Annotated in this window: 18 protein-coding genes; 10 read left to right on the top strand and 8 right to left on the bottom strand. The window is 69.6% G+C overall.

Features of this window, described 5'->3' with window-relative positions; genetic code table 11:
* Positions 1-334: 334 nt before the first annotated feature.
* Positions 335-577, top strand: coding sequence for a microaggregate-binding protein 1 (gene mbp1, locus RT2_RS00280; protein WP_072842522.1), 243 nt, complete (start codon positions 335-337; stop codon positions 575-577).
* 86 nt (positions 578-663) lie between these two features.
* Here mbp1 and RT2_RS00285 read toward each other — a convergent pair whose 3' ends face one another.
* Complete coding sequence (locus RT2_RS00285; protein ID WP_072842814.1) at positions 664-1212, bottom strand: TetR/AcrR family transcriptional regulator; 549 nt, start codon at positions 1210-1212, stop codon at positions 664-666.
* Positions 1213-1607: 395 nt separating this feature from the next.
* On the opposite strand from RT2_RS00285, the gene RT2_RS00290 reads away from it, so the two are divergent.
* Positions 1608-2018, top strand: a complete 411-nt coding sequence (locus tag RT2_RS00290) for an STAS domain-containing protein (RefSeq protein ID WP_169888086.1) — start codon at positions 1608-1610, stop codon at positions 2016-2018.
* Positions 2019-2050: 32 nt separating this feature from the next.
* Here RT2_RS00290 and RT2_RS00295 read toward each other — a convergent pair whose 3' ends face one another.
* Genes RT2_RS00295 through urtA form a run of 6 tightly spaced genes read right to left on the bottom strand, consistent with a single transcriptional unit; the run spans position 2051 to position 7562 of the window.
* Positions 2051-2752: a GntR family transcriptional regulator gene (locus tag RT2_RS00295; RefSeq protein ID WP_072842524.1), complete on the bottom strand. Its 702-nt coding sequence runs from the start codon at positions 2750-2752 to the stop codon at positions 2051-2053.
* A complete protein-coding gene (gene urtE / locus RT2_RS00300; protein WP_072842525.1) occupies positions 2752-3465 on the bottom strand; it encodes an urea ABC transporter ATP-binding subunit UrtE in 714 nt (237 codons plus the stop codon). Before urtE ends, RT2_RS00295 begins: the two co-directional genes overlap by 1 nt.
* Positions 3449-4291: an urea ABC transporter ATP-binding protein UrtD gene (gene urtD / locus RT2_RS00305; RefSeq protein ID WP_072842526.1), complete on the bottom strand. Its 843-nt coding sequence runs from the start codon at positions 4289-4291 to the stop codon at positions 3449-3451. The genes urtE and urtD overlap by 17 nt, the downstream gene beginning before the upstream one ends.
* Entirely contained in the window at positions 4288-5388 is a 1101-nt protein-coding gene (urtC, locus tag RT2_RS00310) for an urea ABC transporter permease subunit UrtC (protein ID WP_072842527.1), read from the bottom strand. Before urtC ends, urtD begins: the two co-directional genes overlap by 4 nt.
* Entirely contained in the window at positions 5385-6269 is an 885-nt protein-coding gene (urtB, locus tag RT2_RS00315) for an urea ABC transporter permease subunit UrtB (protein ID WP_072842528.1), read from the bottom strand. The genes urtC and urtB overlap by 4 nt, the downstream gene beginning before the upstream one ends.
* 39 nt (positions 6270-6308) lie before the next feature.
* Positions 6309-7562: an urea ABC transporter substrate-binding protein gene (gene urtA / locus RT2_RS00320; RefSeq protein WP_072842529.1), complete on the bottom strand. Its 1254-nt coding sequence runs from the start codon at positions 7560-7562 to the stop codon at positions 6309-6311.
* A gap of 447 nt (positions 7563-8009) precedes the next feature.
* Between urtA and RT2_RS00325 the strand changes: the two genes are divergently transcribed.
* The 7 genes from RT2_RS00325 to RT2_RS00355 all read left to right on the top strand — a co-directional run bounded on the left by RT2_RS00325 (position 8010) and on the right by RT2_RS00355 (position 15261).
* Positions 8010-8765 carry a TetR/AcrR family transcriptional regulator gene (locus tag RT2_RS00325; protein WP_072842530.1) on the top strand — a complete coding sequence of 252 codons (756 nt, stop codon included), beginning with the start codon at positions 8010-8012 and terminating at the stop codon, positions 8763-8765.
* A gap of 204 nt (positions 8766-8969) precedes the next feature.
* Positions 8970-10154, top strand: a complete 1185-nt coding sequence (locus RT2_RS00330; protein ID WP_072842531.1) for an ABC transporter substrate-binding protein — start codon at positions 8970-8972, stop codon at positions 10152-10154.
* A gap of 15 nt (positions 10155-10169) precedes the next feature.
* Positions 10170-11045, top strand: coding sequence for a branched-chain amino acid ABC transporter permease (locus tag RT2_RS00335; RefSeq protein WP_072842532.1), 876 nt, complete (start codon positions 10170-10172; stop codon positions 11043-11045).
* On the top strand, positions 11045-12100 hold the full coding sequence (locus RT2_RS00340; RefSeq protein ID WP_072842533.1) for a branched-chain amino acid ABC transporter permease: 1056 nt from the start codon (positions 11045-11047) through the stop codon (positions 12098-12100). Before RT2_RS00335 ends, RT2_RS00340 begins: the two co-directional genes overlap by 1 nt.
* The gene (locus RT2_RS00345) at positions 12097-12900 is read left to right on the top strand and encodes an ABC transporter ATP-binding protein (protein ID WP_245709317.1); all 804 of its coding nucleotides are present in this window, start codon (positions 12097-12099) and stop codon (positions 12898-12900) included. The genes RT2_RS00340 and RT2_RS00345 overlap by 4 nt, the downstream gene beginning before the upstream one ends.
* Complete coding sequence (locus RT2_RS00350) at positions 12897-13610, top strand: ABC transporter ATP-binding protein (protein ID WP_072842534.1); 714 nt, start codon at positions 12897-12899, stop codon at positions 13608-13610. Before RT2_RS00345 ends, RT2_RS00350 begins: the two co-directional genes overlap by 4 nt.
* A 4-nt stretch (positions 13611-13614) precedes the next feature.
* Entirely contained in the window at positions 13615-15261 is a 1647-nt protein-coding gene (locus tag RT2_RS00355) for a class I adenylate-forming enzyme family protein (protein WP_072842535.1), read from the top strand.
* Positions 15262-15287: 26 nt separating this feature from the next.
* On the opposite strand, the gene ramB is transcribed toward RT2_RS00355, so the two are convergent.
* A complete protein-coding gene (ramB, locus tag RT2_RS00360) occupies positions 15288-16700 on the bottom strand; it encodes an acetate metabolism transcriptional regulator RamB (RefSeq protein WP_072842536.1) in 1413 nt (470 codons plus the stop codon).
* A gap of 113 nt (positions 16701-16813) precedes the next feature.
* Here ramB and RT2_RS00365 point away from each other — a divergent pair, with 113 nt between their 5' ends.
* The gene (locus RT2_RS00365; RefSeq protein ID WP_245709319.1) at positions 16814-18115 is read left to right on the top strand and encodes a lipase family protein; all 1302 of its coding nucleotides are present in this window, start codon (positions 16814-16816) and stop codon (positions 18113-18115) included.
* The last annotated feature ends 280 nt before the right edge of the window (positions 18116-18395 follow it).

The following is an 18395-nucleotide window of genomic DNA, read 5'->3' on the forward strand; positions in this document are numbered from 1 at the left end:
CCTTGCCTAAGGCGATGTGACCTCCGAGCGCGCCACGACGCGTACCCGGTCAGCGCGATCTCCTTGGAATCGCCCTGCCGGCGCAGGTCCTCGTAGAGCTCCTGTCCTTGAGATGTGGATCGGATCCCTTGCGAGGCATGGCGGTCCTCCTTCGGTCGAGACGGATTGGGTGGTGTGGTCCCCGTGTGCCCAACCTCGCGCGGCGGTACACATCGTCAGCGACTCGCGTTCGTGGCGCTTGCCCCCGACGCATTGAAGGGTCGACGGGTTTGTTGAAGGTAGGCGCCGGGTACTCCCGAGGAGCACGAAACGGACAACCAGGAGGTGCATTCCCATGGCAGACAACAAGTCCGGACCGGCCGAAGGCGTCAAGGGCGTCGTCGAAGGGGTGAAGGGCAAGGCGAAGGAGGCGGTCGGGGCCGTGACTGGCAACGACAAGCTGACCCGAGAGGGGCAGGCCCAGCAGGACAAGGCCGATGCTCAGCGTGACGTCGCGGAGAAGGAGGCGGCTGCAGAGAAGGCCCGCGCCGAGGCCGCAGCTCAGGAAACCCGTCAGCGCTCCGAACAGGACAGGTAGTCCGGACCGCGAGCACGCATCGGCAGGGGGACGGTCCCGTGGAGAACGATCCGACGGACACAGCCAGGACGATCAGCCTGTGAGCTTCAGTCAGGCTCGCCGCGATGATCTTCGATCAGCAACTGCGCCATGCGCTGTGCGCGGCGAGCCGCTGCCGTGTCTCCCTCGACCGCGGCGATGATCGATCCCTTCATCAGAATGTGCCAGGAGCGGGCAAAACCCTCGGGGTCCGTCAGCCCGGCGCGCTCTGCCCGTCCGCTGACGATGCTGCGAATGGTGGCCAGGTGCGCGATACATGCCTGGCCGGCGGCGCTGTCGGGGCCCAGTTCGAGCAGGATGCTGATGAACGAACACCCGTCGAATCGGTCGGCATCGCCGAACAGGTCGTCGAAGACATCGAAGATGGCCAGAAGCTGTTCCTCCGGAGTGCCGCCGCGTACCCGAGACTCCTCCTCCACGAGCGCGAAGGTCCACTCCGCCTCGCGCTGCTCCAGGAAGGCGAGCACCAGATCATTCTTGGTTCGGAAGTGTTGGTAGAGAGTGGCTTTGGCGACACCGGACGCGGAAACGATCTCGTTGACCCCGACATCCCGCACGCCTCGCCGGGAGAACAGGCGGTACGCCGTGGCGAGGATGCGGTCGCGGGCACCGCCGACCTCCCTGCGGGCACCGCCGACCTCCCTGACAGCCGGTGCCGACGGTCCAGTCATCCCTCCACGGTACCCGGATTTCGCGGTGTACAGACCGGTCTGGCAGTGGTAGAAAGAAGAGGTGGAGCACCACCAAGGTGCGCAGTCTTGAATGTCGTGCGCAGTTTTGAATGTCACGGCGCACGTTCGCGCAGTTCGCGCCCCGCACTTCCGATGTCCGCTCCCCGGTCAGTTCGATCCCTGGTCAGGGATCGTGAACGCAATGCCCGACGGGCATGGCGTCCCGTGGACTGAAACTGAGACATGACCAACGGAGGTCCGTCGTGGCCGCATCCCGGACGCTCCACTACACACTTGCGGTTCCGCACACCGACCGTCCGATGTACCGGCCGCCGGATTGCGGCTCTGGGTGCTCTCTCGCCACCGTCGTCACCGTCTACGGGGATCTCGACGCGTCGACCCTTCCAGAATTCTGTCGGGTGCTCGACGGAGCCCTGTCGACGAGCTACCACGGTGTGGTTGTCGACCTTTCTGCGGCAGAGTTCATCAGCATCTCGGCTGCCGGTGAGCTCGCCGGAGCGCGGAAACGGGCAGACTGTTACCACCTCGACCTGCGTCTGGTGACCTGTTCGCGGGGTGCCGAACGAACGCTGTCGGTCACCGGTGTGCGTCCGTTGTTCCGACACCACGACTCGTTGAAGTCGGCGTTGGGGGAGCGCGATCCCTCGGCGAAAGTCACTCGGCGAACGAACATCTCGGGGCGCACGCAGACGCTGCCGTTCGCCGTGTAGCTTCCCCTCCGACCGGCCCTCGCCGCACGCCCCTACCCTCGCATCGCCGACGCCATCCGCGCCATCGACAGCGCCTCCCCGGCCCGCGCCACCACCACCTGGCGAGACTCGTCGATGTGCCGGCGCAGGGCGTCGTGGGCGGCATCGAGGCGGCCGTCGAGCACGAGTTCGGCCAGGTGCACGTGCTCGTCGACGGTCGCCGCCATCCGGTCCGGCGTCAGGTAGTCGAACATCCGGACCGGGCGGACCTTCGCGTTGACGGCGACCAGCGCATCGGCGAGCGCCCGGTTGCCGGCCGACACCAGCAGCGCGGTGTGGAACTGCTCGTCGAGGCCGACGAACCCGGCGTCCGGCTCCGGCATCCGGTCGCGCAGCGCGTACCACCGGTCCAGTTCGGGGCCCAGGACGTCCGGGTCGTGCCGCCGGTCGGCGTCGCCGCTGATCCGTGAGATGCCCTGCAGTTCCAGGACCGTCCGTAGTTCGTAGAGACCGGCGAGCTCGTCGAGCCGCGGCCGGTACGGGAACAGTCCGCCCTCGTCGCGCTGGATCAGCCCGTCGGCGAGCAGCCGGGCCAGCGCCTCGCGGACCGGGGTCCGGGACACGCCGTACTGGCCGGCCAGGCGTTCCTCGCCGAGCCGTTCACCGGGGGTGATCAGGCCGCACATCAGGTCCGACCGCAGGGACAGGTAGACGTGATCGCTGAGGGACCCGGATTCGGGTCGTCGGGTGCCCATCAGATCGCCATCGCGGATCGGACCTCCGACACCGCGCTGCGCACGTCGGTGCCCGCGGCCGCGCCGCCGGGACCGGACGAGGCGATGCGGCCGGAGGCGAGGACGTGGTAGCGCCGCGCGGCGTGCAGGGCGAACCCGATGTGCTGCTCCACCAGCAGCACGCCGAGGTCGCCGCGACGGGTGAGTTCGATGACGGTGCGCTCGATCTCGGCCACCACGTTCGGTTGGATGCCCTCGGTCGGCTCGTCGAGGATCAACATCTTCGGCTCGGTGATCAGGGCCCGCGCGATCGCGAGCTGCTGACGCTGGCCGCCGGAGAGCAGCCCGGCGCGCCGGTCGAGCAGGCCGGTCAGGGCGGGGAAGAGGTCCAGGGCCTCGGCCACCAGGGCCCGGCCCCGCCGCCTGCCGTCGGCCACCAGCTGCAGGTTCTCCGCGGTGGTCAGCTGGCCGAACGACTGCTGGCCCTGCGGGACGTAGGCCAGTCCCCGCGCCACCCGGGCGCTGGGCCGCAGCGCGGTGACGTCCTCGCCGTCGAACCGCACGGTGCCCGAGCGAACCGGTAGCAGCCCGACCGCGGCGCGCAGCAGCGTGGTCTTGCCGGCGCCGTTGTGTCCGAGGACCGCGGCGACGCCGTCGGACGGCACCTCCAGCGACACCCCGTGGATCACCTCGGTTCGCCCGTATCCGGATCGCAGGTCAACGAGTTCGAGCATCGTCTGTCTCCTCGGTCGTGGTGTCGGCCGCCGCGGCGGTGCCCAGGTAGACCTCCTGGACGCGGGGGTCGGCCTGCACCTGTTCGACGGTGCCCTCGCTCAGCACCCGGCCACCGTGCAGCACGGTGACCGAGGTGGCGAAGGCCCGCATGAAGTCCATGTCGTGTTCGACCACCACCACGGTGCGTTCACCGCCGATGCGCCGCAACAGGTTTCCGGTCTCCTCGCGCTCCTCGTGGCTCATCCCGGCGACCGGCTCGTCGAGCAGCAGCACGTCGCAGTTCTGCACCAGCAGCATGCCGATCTCGAGCCACTGCTTCTGCCCGTGCGCCAGGATTCCGGCCTGGGTGTCACGCAGCGCCGCGAGACCGGTGGTCTCGAGGGCCTCGTCGATCCGCGGTTCGACCGTCCGGCGGCGGCGCAGCATGGTCAGGGCCCCGCGGCCGGCACCGGCGGCGATGTCGAGGTTCTGCAGGACCGTGAGCTCCTCGAAGACGCTGGCGGTCTGGAAGGTCCGACCCACGCCGAGCCGCGCGATCTGGTGAACCTTCTTTCCCACCAGTTCGATTCCGGACTTGGTGACCGATCCGCCAGCCGGCACCAGGCCGGTGATGGCGTCGACCAGGGTGGTCTTCCCGGCACCGTTGGGGCCGATCAGGAAGCGCAGGTCACCCTGCAGCAGCGTCAGGTCCACCCCGTCGACCGCCGTGAACCCGTCGAAGCTCACCCGCAGGTCGCGCACCTCGAGGTATTGGCTGGACATGCCCGCGTTGCCGCCGAATGCGGGCGCCGGACCCGTCGTTGCGGTGGTCGTCGTGTCGGTCATCGAGCGAACTCCATTTCCGTCTCCACGGCGGGCGCCGCCGCCGTCGGTGTGTCGGCGGACCTGCGCCTGCGGCGCAGCGCGAAAAGTCCCGCCACCCCGGCCGGGAAGAAGCCGACCACCACGATGAACAACAGGCCCTGGGCGTAGACCCAGCCGGACGGGAACGTCTCGGAGAACGCGCTCTGCGCCCAGGCCACCCCGATCGCGCCGAGCACCGGCCCCAGCAGGGTGGCCCGGCCGCCGATCGCGACGCCGATCAGGAAGGCGATCGACGGCACGATGCCCACGTCGGCGGGGGAGATGATGCCCACGATCGGCACGAACAGCGCGCCCGCGATGCCGGCGAAGAAGGCCGCGGTCACGTACGCGACGAGCTTGACGTTCGCCGGGTCGTAACCCAGGAACCGGACCCGCTCCTCCTGGTCGCGGACCGCCACGAGCAGTTCCCCGTAGCGGCTGTTCATCAGCTGGCGGGTCACGGCGACCACCGCGAGCAGCACGCCGGCCGCGATGAAGAACAGCATCCGCTTGTTCGCGGGGTCGGCCAGGCTGAAGCCGAAGAATGTCCGGAACCTGTTGAGTCCGTTGCTGCCGCCGGTGCTCTGCTGGCCGATGAGCGCAATGGCGAAGGCCGCGGCCAGGGCCTGGCTGAGGATCGCGAAGTACGCCCCCTTTACCCGGCGCTTGAAGACACCGAGACCGAGCACGAAGGCCACCAGGGCGGGCAGCAGCAGGATCGCCAGGATCGTCACCGCCGGGGACGCGAACGGCGCCCAGTAGCCCGGCAGCGTCCGGATCCCCGCGATCTGCATGAAGTCCGGGACCTCGGAACCCTTGAGTTCGGCGTCGGCGATCTTCAGGTGCATGGCCATCGCATACGCGCCGATGCCGAAGAACACGCCCTGGCCGAGGGTCAGCATGCCGCCACGTCCCCAGGCCAGGCCGATGCCGACCGCGACGATGGCAAAGCACAGGAACTTGGCCAGCAGGCTGAGCCGGAAGTCGCTGAGGACGGCGGGTGCGAGGCCGAACAGCGCGGTGGCGGCCAGCGCGAAGCCCGCCCAGGTGCGGCGTGGGCCGCGGGTCAGGATGCTCATGCGAGGCTCCTCGTCTTGACTGCGAACAGTCCTTGCGGACGGACCTGGAGGAACACGACGATGACCACGAAGACGATGACCTTGGCGATCGACGCGGTGGTCGAGTACTCGACGAAGGAGTTCAGCAGGCCCAGGGCGAAGGCCGCGATCACGGCGCCCTTGAGCTGTCCCAGCCCGCCGACCACCACCACCAGGAAGGCGTCGATCAGGTAGGACTGCCCGAGGGTCGGGCTGGTCGACCCGATCAGGGTGAGCGCGACGCCGGCAACACCCGCCAGGCCCGAACCGATGAAGAACGTGGTGACATCGGTTCGGCGGCTGGAGATCCCGCTGGTCTCGGCCAGGTCGCGGTTCTGCACCACCGCACGGATGCGGCGACCCATGGGTGAGCGTTTGAGCGCCACCGACAGGGCCGCCACCGCGGCGATCGCCAGGACGAGAATGAAGATTCGAGTCCTCGGCACCACCGCGCCGAGGATCTCGACGCCGCCGGACAGCCAGCCCGGCGCGACGACGTTGACCGCGGGGGCGCCGAAGATGTCGCGGGCCAACTGCTGGAGCACCAGGCCCACGCCGAAGGTGACCAGCAGGGTGTCGAGTGGCCGGTGGTACATGCGGCGCACCAGCGTCATCTCCAGTGCGACGCCGAGCGCGCCGCCGACCAGGAAGCCCACCACCAGGGAGATGAGCAGCGATCCGGTGGAGCTGGAGATCACCTGCTGGACCACGTAGGCGGTGTACGAGCCGGCCATGATGAACTCGCCGTGGGCCATGTTGATCACGCCCATCTGACCGAAGGTCAGCGACAGCCCGAGTGCGGCCAGCAGCAGGATCGAGCCGATGCTCAGACCGGTGAACAGCTGTCCGACAACGACGTCCATTGACGTCCTCCTGAAGGTGGTGGGGGTGTGGTCGTCGGGTCAGCCGCCGAGGCCGGAGGCCCAGGGGTAGGAGGTCAGGTACGGGTCGGGCTGGACCGGGGAGCCGGAGTCCCACACCGTGTAGATCAGCCCGTCGGGCCGCACCTCACCGATCCGGGCGGTCTTGGTGACGTGGTGGTTCGAGCCGTCGATGGTGACCAGGCCCTCGGGGGCGTCGAAGGTGACTCCGTCGGCGTGGTCCTGAATGTCATTGGTGGCGAACGAGTTCGCCTTCTCCACGGTGTTCTTCCAGAGGTAGACGGAGGTGTAGGCCGCCTCCATCGGGTCGGAGGTGGGCTTGGCCGCGCCGTACTTTGCCTGGTAGGCGTCGACGAAGGCCTTGTTCGCGGGCGAGTCCACGGTCTCGTAGTAGTTCCACGCGGTGAGCTGGCCCGCGATGTTCTGCGCACCGATGCCGCCGACCTCTTCCTCGGCGATCGAGACCGAGACCACCGGCATGTCGGCGGGCTCGAGTCCGACGTTGGCGTACTCGCGGAAGAATGCGACGTTCGAATCGCCGTTGAGGGTGTTGAACACGGCGTCGGCGTCCGCGGCGCGGACCTTGTTGACGATGGTGGAGAAGTCGGTGGACCCGAGCGGGGTGTAGTCCTCGCCCTTGATCTCGATGCCGTTGGCCTCCGCGTACGCCTTGATGATCCGGTTCGCGGTCTGCGGGAACACGTAGTCGCTGCCCACCAGGTAGAGGGACTTGACGCCCTTCTGCTTCAGGTAGTCCAGCGCCGGCACGATCTGTTGGTTGGTGGTGGCCCCGGTGTAGAAGATGTTCTTCGAGTCCTCGAGGCCCTCGTACTGGACGGGGTAGTACAGCAGGGAGTTCCGGTCCTCGAAGACCGGCAGCATCGCCTTGCGGCTGGAGGAGGTCCAGCCGCCGAAAACGGCTGCGACACAGTCGCTGCTGATCAGCTTCTCGGCCTTCTCCGCGAACACCGTCGGTTCGGAGGCGCCATCCTCGGAGACCACCTGGATCTTCTTGCCCAGCACCCCGCCCGCGTTGTTGATCTGCTCGACCGCGAGCGCGATCGAGTCCCGCACGGTGACCTCGCTGATGGCCATGGTGCCCGAGAGGGAGTTGAGCGAGCCGATCTTTACGGTGTCGCCGGAGGTGTCGACGCAGGACGGGGCGGTGGCGGCGGACGCCGTGTCGGAGGCCTTACTGCCGCAGCCGGTCAGCACCAGGCCGACGGCAGCGAGCGCGGCGGGGGCGGCGAGGGTCCGCTTCGAGAAGGTGCGCATGTACAGGCCTTTCGGTCGAGGGACTGATTCGTGGAGGGATGGTCGTGGCAGCGGTGATTCGCGGAAGAGCGCTGGCGAGCCCGGTGACGGCAGCGGTTGTATACGCGGCGTGTGTACCGGGCTGTATTCGAGGACAGTAGGCGGAAGTTGTTGCGGCTGAATGTCTGTCGGTGACGAGTTGGTGACCGTGATTGCATCCGTGTGAACAAGACTTCACCGGGCGTCCGCGGCGGGGCGGCGTTGTCCGCGTCATGAAGGTCGAACCGAGTCGCCGACCTCGCAGCCGGGATCGGGTGTGCGCCACGGATCCACGGGATTTGCGGCCTCCGGTGGCGGTGGCTCGTGTACGCTCCCAAACGATCAAGCAAGCGTTCGATCGGCGGCGTCGGACGGAACGGTGTCGCTTGGCGAGACGTCCGACCGTGGCGGCGCCACGAGGGGGACCCGATGAGCACCGCCCGCCGCGACGAGATTCTCCTTCACGCCGCGCAGCTGTTCTGCGAGCGGGGGGTCGCCGGCACCACCGTCCGCGACATCGCCGATGCGGTCGGCATCCTGTCCGGGAGCCTCTACCACTACTTCGGTTCCAAGGACGCGATCGCCCTCGAGATCGTGGTGACCTTCCTCGACGACCTCAACGAGCGTTACGAGGCGACGACCGACCCCGCGCTGTCCGCGCGGGAGCGGCTCTCGCAGATGGTCGCGCAGTCGTTCGCGGCCGCGGCCGACCACCCGTTCGCCACCGAGATCTACCAGAACGAGGGCTGGCTGTCCGCGCAGCCCGCCGAGAGCCGGATCGCCACCTCGGTCGCCCGCGCCCACGACTTCTGGCGGTCGGCAATCGGTCTCGGTGTGGCCGAGGGGGAGTTGCGCGACGACATCGACCCCGAGCACTTCCATCGGATGATCCGCGAGTCGGTCTGGTCGACGGTGCGGTTGTCCCGTCCGACCCTGCGGGAGTCGGCCGAGCAGTTGCGTCACGAGCTCATCACCGTGTTCCTGGACGGGTTTGCCAGCCCGGGCGCCGCCCGGCCGGCGGCCGGGCCGCGCCGCCCCGTCGCGCCCGTGGCGGCGGACGTCGGGAGTGCCGACCGGGCCGTTGCCGGTGCGGACGCCGGTGCGGACGATCTCGCGGAGCTGAGGCGCGACCTGCGTGAGCTCAAGGACGCCGTGCGCGCGCTCCAGCGCGGCCGCGAGGGCTGACCCGGGGCCCACCCTCCCCTGCCCGGCGGCCCGGACTCTGCCCCGGCCGTCGGGGTCCCGATCGGTCGGCGCGTGGCGGCCGGTTTACCCGCCTTTGACTTTCCCGTGTGACCCACGGCATACTCGCCCTGGCCAAGCGTCCAATCAAGCGCTTGATTGATTCGCCAAACTGGTGAAGGTTCGTGGCGACGACAGGAGTCGACTGTGAGAATCGGAAAGGCCGCGCCGCTACTGGTGGCCGCGGCCCTGGGGTTGACGGGCTGCGCGTCGGTGACCGTGATGTCGCCGGAGACGATCGTTATCGGGCTCGACGAGGACTCGACGGGGCCGGGCGCGTCGTACAGCACCATCGCGGGGCAGACCGTCCGGATCGCGGTCGACCTGCTCAACGAGCAGGGCGGAATCGACGGCAAGCGCATCGAGCTCGTCGTGGAGAACGACGAGAGCAGTCCGACCAAGACCCCGTCGATCATCCGCAAACTCGTCGACCAGGGCGCGAGCGCGGTGCTGCTCGCCACCGGCAGCGGTTCGGTGCTGCAGGCGAAGTCGGTGCTCACGCAGTCGCAGATCCCCGCCATCGCGCCGGTGGTGCTCAGCGACGCCTTCGCTTCGGCGCCTGGCAACGACTACTCGTTCATGATCCCGAACTCCCTCAAGCAGTACGCCGAGGTGTACTGCGGGGCGTTCGAGAAGCTCGGCTACCGGACGCTCGGCATCCTCGGCGACGCCAGTGCCTCCATCGACGGCATCATCAAGACGCTGCGGCCGGCGCTGGAGAAGTGCGCGACCGTGACCACGGTGGAGAAGGCCCCGGTCGACGCCGCCGACCTGACCGCGCAGGCCTCCCGGGTGGTCGGGACCGTCCCCGACGCCATCCTGGTGGCCAGCATCGGCGGCCACTTCGAGATCCTCGCGCACAACACCCTCGCGAAGATCGCCCCGGACACCCAGCGCTTCTCGCTCGCCTCGATCGGCAACCAGCCCAAGTCGTGGGCGCTGGCCGACCCCGGCGCGCTCGACGGCATGGTCTACATGGGCAGCCTCAGTTCGGGCAACCCGCGCACGGCTGCGCTCACCGAGAAGCTGCGCGCGGTCAAGGGCCCCGACTACGTGCTCACCGCCTACGACGCCCAGGCGTACGACGCGGTGATGATGTTGGCCCGAGCCATCGAGATCGCCGGCGACCACACCGACCGCGTCAAGGTGCGCGACGGCCTGCGGCAGGTATCGGGCCTGCCCGCGTCCTTCGGCCAGGACCGGCTGACCCTGTCGTTCAGTCCCGGCGACCACCTGGCGCCGGACAGCCTGTGCGGCCTGGTCCTGGTCGACTTCGGTCCGGACAACCAGCCCAGTGGCCCCTGGGATTCCTACCAACCGCCGTGCAGCTGACGAAGGAGTCCCCGGATGACTGACGTACAACTCTGGCTCGCCGCCGTCGAGATCGGCGCCTTCTTCTCTCTGATCGCCCTGGGCATGTACCTGGTCGTGGTGGGAGCGGACTTCTTCAACTTCGCCATGGGGCCGTATGCGATGGCCGCGGCCATGGCCTGCAGCGCCGTCGTGGTCAATTACGGTGTGCCGCTGTGGCTTGCGCTCGTGCTCGGTGTGGCCGTGGGCGTCGTGCTGTCGGTGGCGACGGACCTGCTCGTGGTCCAGCAGGTCCAGAAGCGCTCCGGCCGGGGAGAACTCCCGGCACTGGTCGCGGTGACCGCGGTGCTGTTCGCGGTGCAGCAGCTCTCCGGCACGATCTTCGGGCGCACCCCGCTGCCCGGCCAGAAGCTCCTCGACGCCGAGCCGTTCACCGTCGCCGGCGCCACCGTCGACACCGCCTCCGTCACCCTGATCGGGGGCACGCTGCTGGTGTTCGCGGTGGTGGGGATCTGGCTGCAGACCTCGCAGACCGGTCGCCTGCTCCGCGCGGTCGGCGACAACCCGGACGCGGCGCGGGTGCTCGGGCTGCCGGTGGCCCGGATCCGTCTGGTGGCGTTCACGGCCGCGGGCGTCATCGCCGCCGTCGCGGGACTGCTGTTCGCGCCCAAGGCCGGCGTGCAGTTCACCAGTGGGCTCTCCTGGACCCTGACCGCCTTCCTGGCGCTGGTGATCGGCGGTACCGGCCGGAGCTGGGCGCCGCTGATCGGCGGCATGCTGCTCGGGTTCGTCCAGGTCTTCGCCCCGTTCTACTTCGGTGCGAGCGCGGCGCAGACGGCGATTCTCGTTCTCGCGCTGGTCTTTTTCGCCTTCCGGCCGGAGGGCGTGTTCTCGAGGAAGGTGCGCGTCTGATGACCGTCACAACACGTTGGTCCGGCACCGGACGCAGGTCCGGCCGGACCGGTACTCCCGCCGCCGCCGCGCCGCGTCGCGGGCGGAGGGCCCTGACCGGCATCGCGGTCGAGACCGCGATCACCCTCACCGTGGTGGCCGTCGTGCTGGCCTGGATGGGGCCGAGCCTCTACCGGCAGGACCTGGTGTTCCTCGCCGCCACCTACTCCCTGATCGCCCTCGGCATGTACATCCCGTTCGTGATGGCGGGGTCCCTGTCGATGGCCTACAGCGCGTACGCCGCCATCGGCGCCTACGGGGTGGCACTGATCTCGGTGCGCACGGGGCTGTCGATGTGGTGGGGCTGGATCCTCGGTGCGCTGGTCGCGGCGGTGGTCGCGGTGGTGCTGAGCCTGGCCACCCAGAAGCTGTCCGGCTTCTACCTCGCCGCCGTGACCCTGCTGTTCGGCATGGCCTTCGAGCACTGGCTGATCGACGGGCCCGCCTTCACCGGTGGCTCCGCCGGCATCTCCGGCGTCGAGGCCGTCACGATCTTCGGCTGGCAGCCGCCGCGGTACGCCCTCGTCGTCCTGGCCATCTTGTTCGTCTGCCTGGTCGCGGTGGTGGTCGACCGGCTGCGCAAGTCGGTGTGGGGGTTGACGTTGCGCGCCTCGCGGGACAACAAGAACCTGGCCCGCTCCTCGGGCGTCAACCCGGCGCACCTGACGGTCGTCGCGCTCGCGGTCGGCGCCGCCATCGCGTCCACCGGCGGGTCGCTGTTCACGGTGTCCGTGCAGGCCGTCACGCCCGAGACCTTCACCCTGAGCATCGTCTTCCTGGCCATCTTCATGCCGATCATCGGCGGGCGGAACTCGGCCTGGGGCGCCCCACTGGGCGCGGTGATCGTGGTGGTCGTGACCCTGAACATGCCCGGCTACCAGGGCAGCGGCGAACTGCTGCTGGCACTCGCGGTGCTGGTGATCCTGATCGCGGCCCCGGGCGGGGTCATCGGCTGGGCCGCGTCGGCACTGACGCGGCTGGTACCGCGGTCGAACAACGGAAGGGAACAGCTGTGAGCGAGAGTATCGGGACGTCGCTGCTCGAGGAGACCGCGCTGCTCGAGATTCGGGGACTGACCAAGTCCTACGGCGGACTTCGTGCGGTCGACGACGTCTCCTTCACCGTCGCGCCGGGCGAGGTGATCGGCCTGGTCGGACCCAACGGCGCCGGCAAGACCACCCTGGTCGACTGCATCTTCGGCACCCAGCAGGCCGACGCGGGCACCGTGCGACTGTCCGGGCGCGCGCTGACCGGCGGCAGCGACCGGCGCGCCCGCCAGGGACTCTCGCGCACCTTCCAGCACCCGCAGTTGGCGCTGGAGCTGAGCGCGGTGGAGAACATCGTGCCCGGCATCTACGGGCACCGGATGCGCTCGCCGCTGCACTCGCTGTGGTGGGCGCTCAAGGGGCCGTTCGAGGACCCGTCCGTCGCGGACCGGCGGGCGCGCGCCGTCGCGGCCGAGTACTCGATCACCGACACCACCAGCAACTGCGGCGACCTGAGCCTGGGTGGGCAGCGGCTGGTGGAGGTGGCGCGGGCGATGGCGACCGACCCGCAGGTGCTGCTGCTCGACGAGCCGTTCGCCGGTGCCGACCACAACGGCATCGTGGCAATCGCCGGGGCGGTCCGTCAGATCCAGCAGCAGGGACGCGGGGTGGTCCTGGTCGACCACAACGTCGACCTCATCGCCGAGCTCGCCACCACCGTGGTCCTGCTCAACTTCGGTGCGGTCGCATTCCACGGCAGTCCCGCGGAATGCCTGGCGAGCGACGCCATGCGTGAGGTGTACTTCGGTGCGGGAGAGGAAAACACATGACAACGCTGGAGGTGCGCGACATCTGCGTGCGCTACGGCTCGGCGGTGGCGGTGCACGGCGCCACGTTCACGGCCCCGTCCGGCACCGTCACCGCGGTGGTCGGCCCCAACGGTGCGGGCAAGACGAGCCTGTTCGGGGCGGTCTACGGCTCCACCCGCGCCACCGGCTCGGTCACCGTCGACGGTCGGCGGGTGGACAACCTGCCCGCGGCCCGTCGGGTGCGGGAGGGCTTCGCCTACGTGCCGCAGGGCCGGCAGCTGTTCATGAAGATGTCGGTGCTCGAGAACCTGAGGGTGGGCGCGGACCTGCTCGGACTGGGCAAGGACTCCGTCGACTCCGCCCTCGACCGGTTCCCGGTGCTGCGTGAGCGCGCGCAGTCGTACGCGGGCGTGCTCAGCGGCGGCGAGCAGCAGATGCTCGTGCTCGGCCGGGCGCTGCTGGCGACGCCGAAGGTGCTGCTGCTCGACGAGATGACGACCGGCCTCGCACCGAAGATCGTGGGACAACTGCGGACCCTGGTCACGGACCTCGCGGCGGAGGGCGTGACCGTCCTGATCGCGGAGCCGTCGCTCGCCGCGCTGGGGCCGATCGCCGCGCGCGGCTACGTGATGCAGCGGGGAGAGCTGATCGTCGCCTGCGACGACCCCGCCGAACTGGACACCGCATACAAACAGTCGATGGGCGTCGTCGACGCCGCGAGGGGGAACTGACCTGATGGACCAGCAGACGACCACCGGTATCGAGGTCGGTGAGTTCGCGTCCGCCCCGGAGAAATTCCTGGGTGTGAGCATCAGTGAGATGGTGCGGCACTGGGCGTTGACCACCCCCGACGCGGTGGCATTCGTCAGCCCCGGCACGCGCGTGACGTGGGCCGAGTACGACGCTGCGGCGGACCGCGTCGCGTCGGCGTTGGCGGTACTTCCGGACGAGCACGCGCCGGTGGCGCTGTACCTGCCGGACACCATGGTCTTCCACGCGGCGCTGTGCGGCGCCTACCGGGCCGGGCGCATCGCGGTCGGGATCGGATCGCGTTCGGGCATCAAGGAACTCGCTCACCTGATGGGCCGGGCGGGTTGCCGGACGCTGATCACCACCGGCACCCTGCGGGGTCAGGACAACGCCGGACTGGTCGACGAGTTGTCCACTCGGGCAGGCATTCCCGACAACGTCGTGTTCCTCGACGAGCGCGGCGGCGTGGACGTGCAGGTGGCCGACGGGCCCGGCGCGCGGCGCAAGGTGCAGGTGACCGAGCGCCGGTTCGCCGCCACCAGTCCACAGTTCTCCATCTCCGACGTCTCGATGCTCAACTCCACCTCCGGCACCACCGGACTGCCGAAATTGGTCACCCAGACCGAGGAGCGCTGGATCGCCTTCTCCCGGGTGGCGGCCGCGGCCGGCCGGATCGGCCGCAGCGACGTGTTCTTCGGGGCCGTGCCGGCGCCCTTCGGCTTCGGGCTGTGGACCTCGCACTTCCTGCCCGCGCTGCTCGGCGCCCCCAACGTGGTGATCGAACGCTTCCACGTCGACACGATGATCGACCTGCTGGTCAGCGAGCGGGTGACGGTGCTCAACTGCGTCAGCACCCAGTTCAAGATGCTGCTGCGCTCCGAGCACGGGCGCACCGCGGATCTCGGTGCGCTGCGGGCGATGTTCACCGGCGGCGAGGCGGTGCCGTACTCCGAGGCGCTCGCGTTCGAGGAGCGCACCGGGGCCGCGGTGCTGCAGTTCTACGGATCCAACGAGACCGGGGCGGTGAGCGTCACCACGGTCGACGACGACCCCGATACCCGGCTGCGTACCTGCGGGCACGTCATCGACAACATGCAGGTGCGGGTGTTCGACGATGCCGGCGCCGAGGTTCACGGAGACCAGCGCCGCGGCCAGCCCGGCGTCAACGGCCCGCTGATGTGCCACGGCTACTGGGACGACGACGACGCCAACCGGGAGCTCTACACCGACGACGGCTGGATGCTGCTCGGCGACATCGTCGAGATCGACCGGGAAAACCGGGTGCGGGTGGTCGGGCGCAAGGCGGACATCATCATTCGGGGTGGCAAGAACATCTCCGCCGTGGAGGTGGAGGAGTTCGTGCGCGCCCACCCGGCCGTGGTGCTGGTCTCCGTCGTCGGCGTCGAGGACGAGCTGTTCGGGGAGAAGGTCTGCGCGGTCGTGGTCACCGAGGACGGCTCGGACCTGCCGACCGCGGAGCTGACCGGCTGGCTCACCGCGAACGGCGTCACCCGCGAGTACATCCCCGAGCACGTCGTCACCGTGGACCAGCTGCCGATGGCCCCCGGCGGCAAGGTCGCCAAGGGCGAGGTGAAGTCGCTGGCCGCCGCCCGGGTCATGGCGACCGCGTAGCCCGACGCGGGCGGGGGTGACGCGGCTCAGTGGATCAGGTACGGCGAGACCGAGCTGCGGTGCTCGTTGATGTCGATGTCCTTGCCGAGCGGTGGGAAGGCGCGCTGCGGGCAGTTGGTCCGCTCGCAGACGCGGCAGCCGGCGCCGATCGGGGTGGCGATCTCTCGGTTGTCGAGGTCCAAGGCGTCCCCGTAGACGCTGCGGCCGGCGTGCCGCAGCTCGCAGCCGAGGCCGATGGCGAAGGTCTTGCCCGGCTGGCCGTACCGCACCGCGCGGCGCTCGACGGTGCGGGCCACCCACAGGTAGCTGCGGCCGTCCGGCATCTGCGCGATCTGGGTCATGATCTTGCCCGGGTACGCGAACGACTCGTAGACGTTCCACAGCGGGCAGGTGCCGCCGCTGGACGAGAAGTGGAAACCGGTGGCGGACTGGCGTTTCGACATGTTTCCGGCACGGTCGACGCGGACGAAGGAGAACGGGATGCCGCGCTGCTTGGGCCGCTGCATCGTCGAGAGACGGTGGCAGATGGTCTCGTAACTCTGCGAGAAGAACGCGGAGAGCCGTTCGATGTCGTAGCGGAACTCCTCGGCCACGTCGTGGAACTGGCCGTACGGCAGCACGGTGGCCGCGGCGAAGTAGTTGGCCAGGCCGAGCCTCGCCAGCGAGCGTGACGCGTCGGAGGTGAAGCTGCCCTCGTCGACGAGCTTGTCCAGCAGGTCGCCGCACTCGAGGAAGGCGAGCTCGGCCGCGAACTTGAACACCCGCTGACCGCCCGAGAGGTGCGGGGAGATCTCCAGGACCCGGCCGACGGGGTCGTACCGGTGCAGGACACCCTCGCCGAGGTCGATGCGCTGGACGATCTGCACGTCGTGCACGGTCTCGAGACGGCGGGCGATCTCGCCCGCCACGTCGCCGCGGTGGAAGCGCATCCGCGCGGTGAGGTCCTCGGCGGCGGTGTCGAGCTCGTGCAGGTAGTTCTGACGCTGGTAGAAGTAGTCCCGCACCTCCTCGTGCGGCATGGTGATCGAGCCGCTGCCGCTGCCGTCGCTGTACCGGTCCTCGGTGGCGGCGGCCAACTGCATCGTGGTGTTCCGGTACCGGCGGTGCATGTTGACCATCGCCTTGGCCAGGCTCGGGTGTGCGGAGACCATCGCGGCGATCTCGTGGGCGTCGGCCTCGATGCCCATCTCCTGGTCGAGCGCGACCTCCCGCAGCTCGGCGATCAGGCGGGTGTCGTCCTGCGAGGAGAAGAAGCTGGTGTCGACGCCGAACACCTCGGTGATGCGCAGCAGCACCGGCACCGTCAGCGGGCGCACGTCGTGCTCGATCTGGTTCAGGTAGCTCGCCGAGATCTCCAGGGTCTGGGCGAGCGCGGCCTGGCTCATCCCACGTTCGCCGCGCAGTTGTCTCAGTCGCGCTCCCACGAAGGTCTTGGCCATTTCACCAGGCTACGAGGGGTTCGAAGGCTTGGCAACCTATGGTTTGCAGAATTAGCGGCGCGTGCCGCGGGCGGCTCCTACGCTGGTGTCAGGTACAGCGAGGGGCGGCCGAGATGGTCATCTCGAGGCGCCGGGTCCGCACCCCACGGGTCCGGCGACGCCGGGCGAACGGCGGGTCCGTTCGCTCGATGACCGCGGCGGCCGGGGCGGCGTTGCTGGTGTGCGCGCTGCTGGTGCCCGGCGCGGTCGCGGACCCGGATCCCGGCCCGCCGCCGCCGCGGCACGACGCCGCCGCGGTGGCCGCGACGCCGCTCGGCGACCGGTGGTTCGACCCGCCGCCCGGCTTCGGGTCCGCGGCCGCCGGCGCCGTCCTGCACACCCGCCCGGTGGTGGTGTCGCCCCTCCCCGCCCCTGCCGTCTCCACCCAGCTCCTGGTCCGTTCCACCGACGCGAAGGGCCGGCCGGTGCCGGTCGCGACCACCGTCATCGTGCCGTCCGCGCCGTGGTCCGGGGCGGGGCCGAGGCCGGTGCTGGCCTACAACATGGCCATCGACTCGCTCGGACAGGCCTGTGCGCCGTCCTGGACGCTCACCCATGGTGGCACGCTGGAAATTGTTGCCGTGCAGTACTTCCTGTCCCGAGGTGACGCAGTCGTGGTAACCGACCACGAGGGGCCGAGGCAGGCATACGCGGCGGGCCGGATGGCCGGTCACGCGGTGCTGGACGCGCTGCGCGGCGCCGTGCGCACGCCGGCGCTCGGACTGGTGACCGACGCGCCGATCGCGATCGCCGGGTACTCGGGCGGCGCCATCGCCAGCGGCTGGGCGGCGGAGCTGGCGCCGACCTATGCGCCCGAGCTGAACATCGTCGGTGCGGCGTTCGGCGGCACCCCCGCCGACTACCGGATCCTGCTGGAGTCGATGAACGGGAAGAACCTGGCGTCCGGGGTGCTGCTGGGGGCGACGCTCGGGGTGGCCAGGGAGTACCCGGAACTGCTGTCCCTGTTCAACGAGAACGGCTGGCGTCTCGCCGAGGCCGCCCGGGACTTCTGCCTGCCCGCGCTGGGAGCCGCCGGAGCCCTGCTGCCGGTCCCGGTGCAGGCGCTGTCCGACGTCCCGCACGTCGTCGACACCCCGATTGCGCGGGAGGTATTGGCGGCGAACCGGTTGGGTGGGGCGGCGCCGACCGCCCCGGTGTTCCTCTACCAGGGGCAGCAGGACGTCTGGATTCCGCGGGAGAGCTCGGAGCACCTCTACGACGACTGGTGCGCGCGCGGTGCCAGGGTGCGACTCGAGGAGTACCAGGGCGAGCACCAGACGGTCGCACTGTCCGGTGCGCCGGTGGCCGCCGCGTGGCTCGACGCCCGACTCGCGGGTGTCCCGGTCGCGCCCGGTTGCAGCGCTCTCGGCAGGTGAGCGGCCCGGCGGGCCGCTTCACCGGATCACACACCTTTTCACCGGATCACACACTGAATGCACGCCCAACGGGTGTGTGAAACGGGCAAAAGGGGTGTGCGGGTCATCGACTCAGTCAGAACCCCGCCGCGGCCGGACCGGCTCGTCGGCCCGCCCGCTTCCGTGATTGCGATCACAGCCGGCCCGGCCGAGGTGCCAGATTCCGCACAGCGGCCGCCGCTTCGTGTGAATCGACGCCCCCGTCTCGCCACCGCCGCTGCCTGCCGGTTTCCCCTACTTG

This window comes from Rhodococcus tukisamuensis NBRC 100609 (genome assembly GCF_001894985.1).
In the GTDB taxonomy this organism is placed as follows: Bacteria; Actinomycetota; Actinomycetes; order Mycobacteriales; family Mycobacteriaceae; genus Rhodococcus_G; species Rhodococcus_G tukisamuensis.

Excerpts from the sequence above, each read along its gene's own strand:
- urtD (WP_072842526.1), bottom strand. The coding sequence starts at position 4,291 with ATGACCGACACGACGACCACCGCAACGACGGGTCCGGCGCCCGCATTC.
- RT2_RS00355 (WP_072842535.1), top strand. The coding sequence starts at position 13,615 with ATGGACCAGCAGACGACCACCGGTATCGAGGTCGGTGAGTTCGCGTCC.
- urtE (WP_072842525.1), bottom strand. The coding sequence starts at position 3,465 with ATGCTCGAACTCGTTGACCTGCGATCCGGATACGGGCGAACCGAGGTG.
- urtC (WP_072842527.1), bottom strand. The coding sequence starts at position 5,388 with ATGAGCATCCTGACCCGCGGCCCACGCCGCACCTGGGCGGGCTTCGCG.
- urtA (WP_072842529.1), bottom strand. The coding sequence starts at position 7,562 with ATGCGCACCTTCTCGAAGCGGACCCTCGCCGCCCCCGCCGCGCTCGCT.
- RT2_RS00295 (WP_072842524.1), bottom strand. The coding sequence starts at position 2,752 with ATGGGCACCCGACGACCCGAATCCGGGTCCCTCAGCGATCACGTCTAC.
- urtB (WP_072842528.1), bottom strand. The coding sequence starts at position 6,269 with ATGGACGTCGTTGTCGGACAGCTGTTCACCGGTCTGAGCATCGGCTCG.
- RT2_RS00340 (WP_072842533.1), top strand. The coding sequence starts at position 11,045 with ATGACCGTCACAACACGTTGGTCCGGCACCGGACGCAGGTCCGGCCGG.
- RT2_RS00365 (WP_245709319.1), top strand. The coding sequence starts at position 16,814 with ATGGTCATCTCGAGGCGCCGGGTCCGCACCCCACGGGTCCGGCGACGC.
- mbp1 (WP_072842522.1), top strand. The coding sequence starts at position 335 with ATGGCAGACAACAAGTCCGGACCGGCCGAAGGCGTCAAGGGCGTCGTC.
- RT2_RS00335 (WP_072842532.1), top strand. The coding sequence starts at position 10,170 with ATGACTGACGTACAACTCTGGCTCGCCGCCGTCGAGATCGGCGCCTTC.
- RT2_RS00290 (WP_169888086.1), top strand. The coding sequence starts at position 1,608 with ATGTACCGGCCGCCGGATTGCGGCTCTGGGTGCTCTCTCGCCACCGTC.
- ramB (WP_072842536.1), bottom strand. The coding sequence starts at position 16,700 with ATGGCCAAGACCTTCGTGGGAGCGCGACTGAGACAACTGCGCGGCGAA.
- RT2_RS00350 (WP_072842534.1), top strand. The coding sequence starts at position 12,897 with ATGACAACGCTGGAGGTGCGCGACATCTGCGTGCGCTACGGCTCGGCG.
- RT2_RS00325 (WP_072842530.1), top strand. The coding sequence starts at position 8,010 with ATGAGCACCGCCCGCCGCGACGAGATTCTCCTTCACGCCGCGCAGCTG.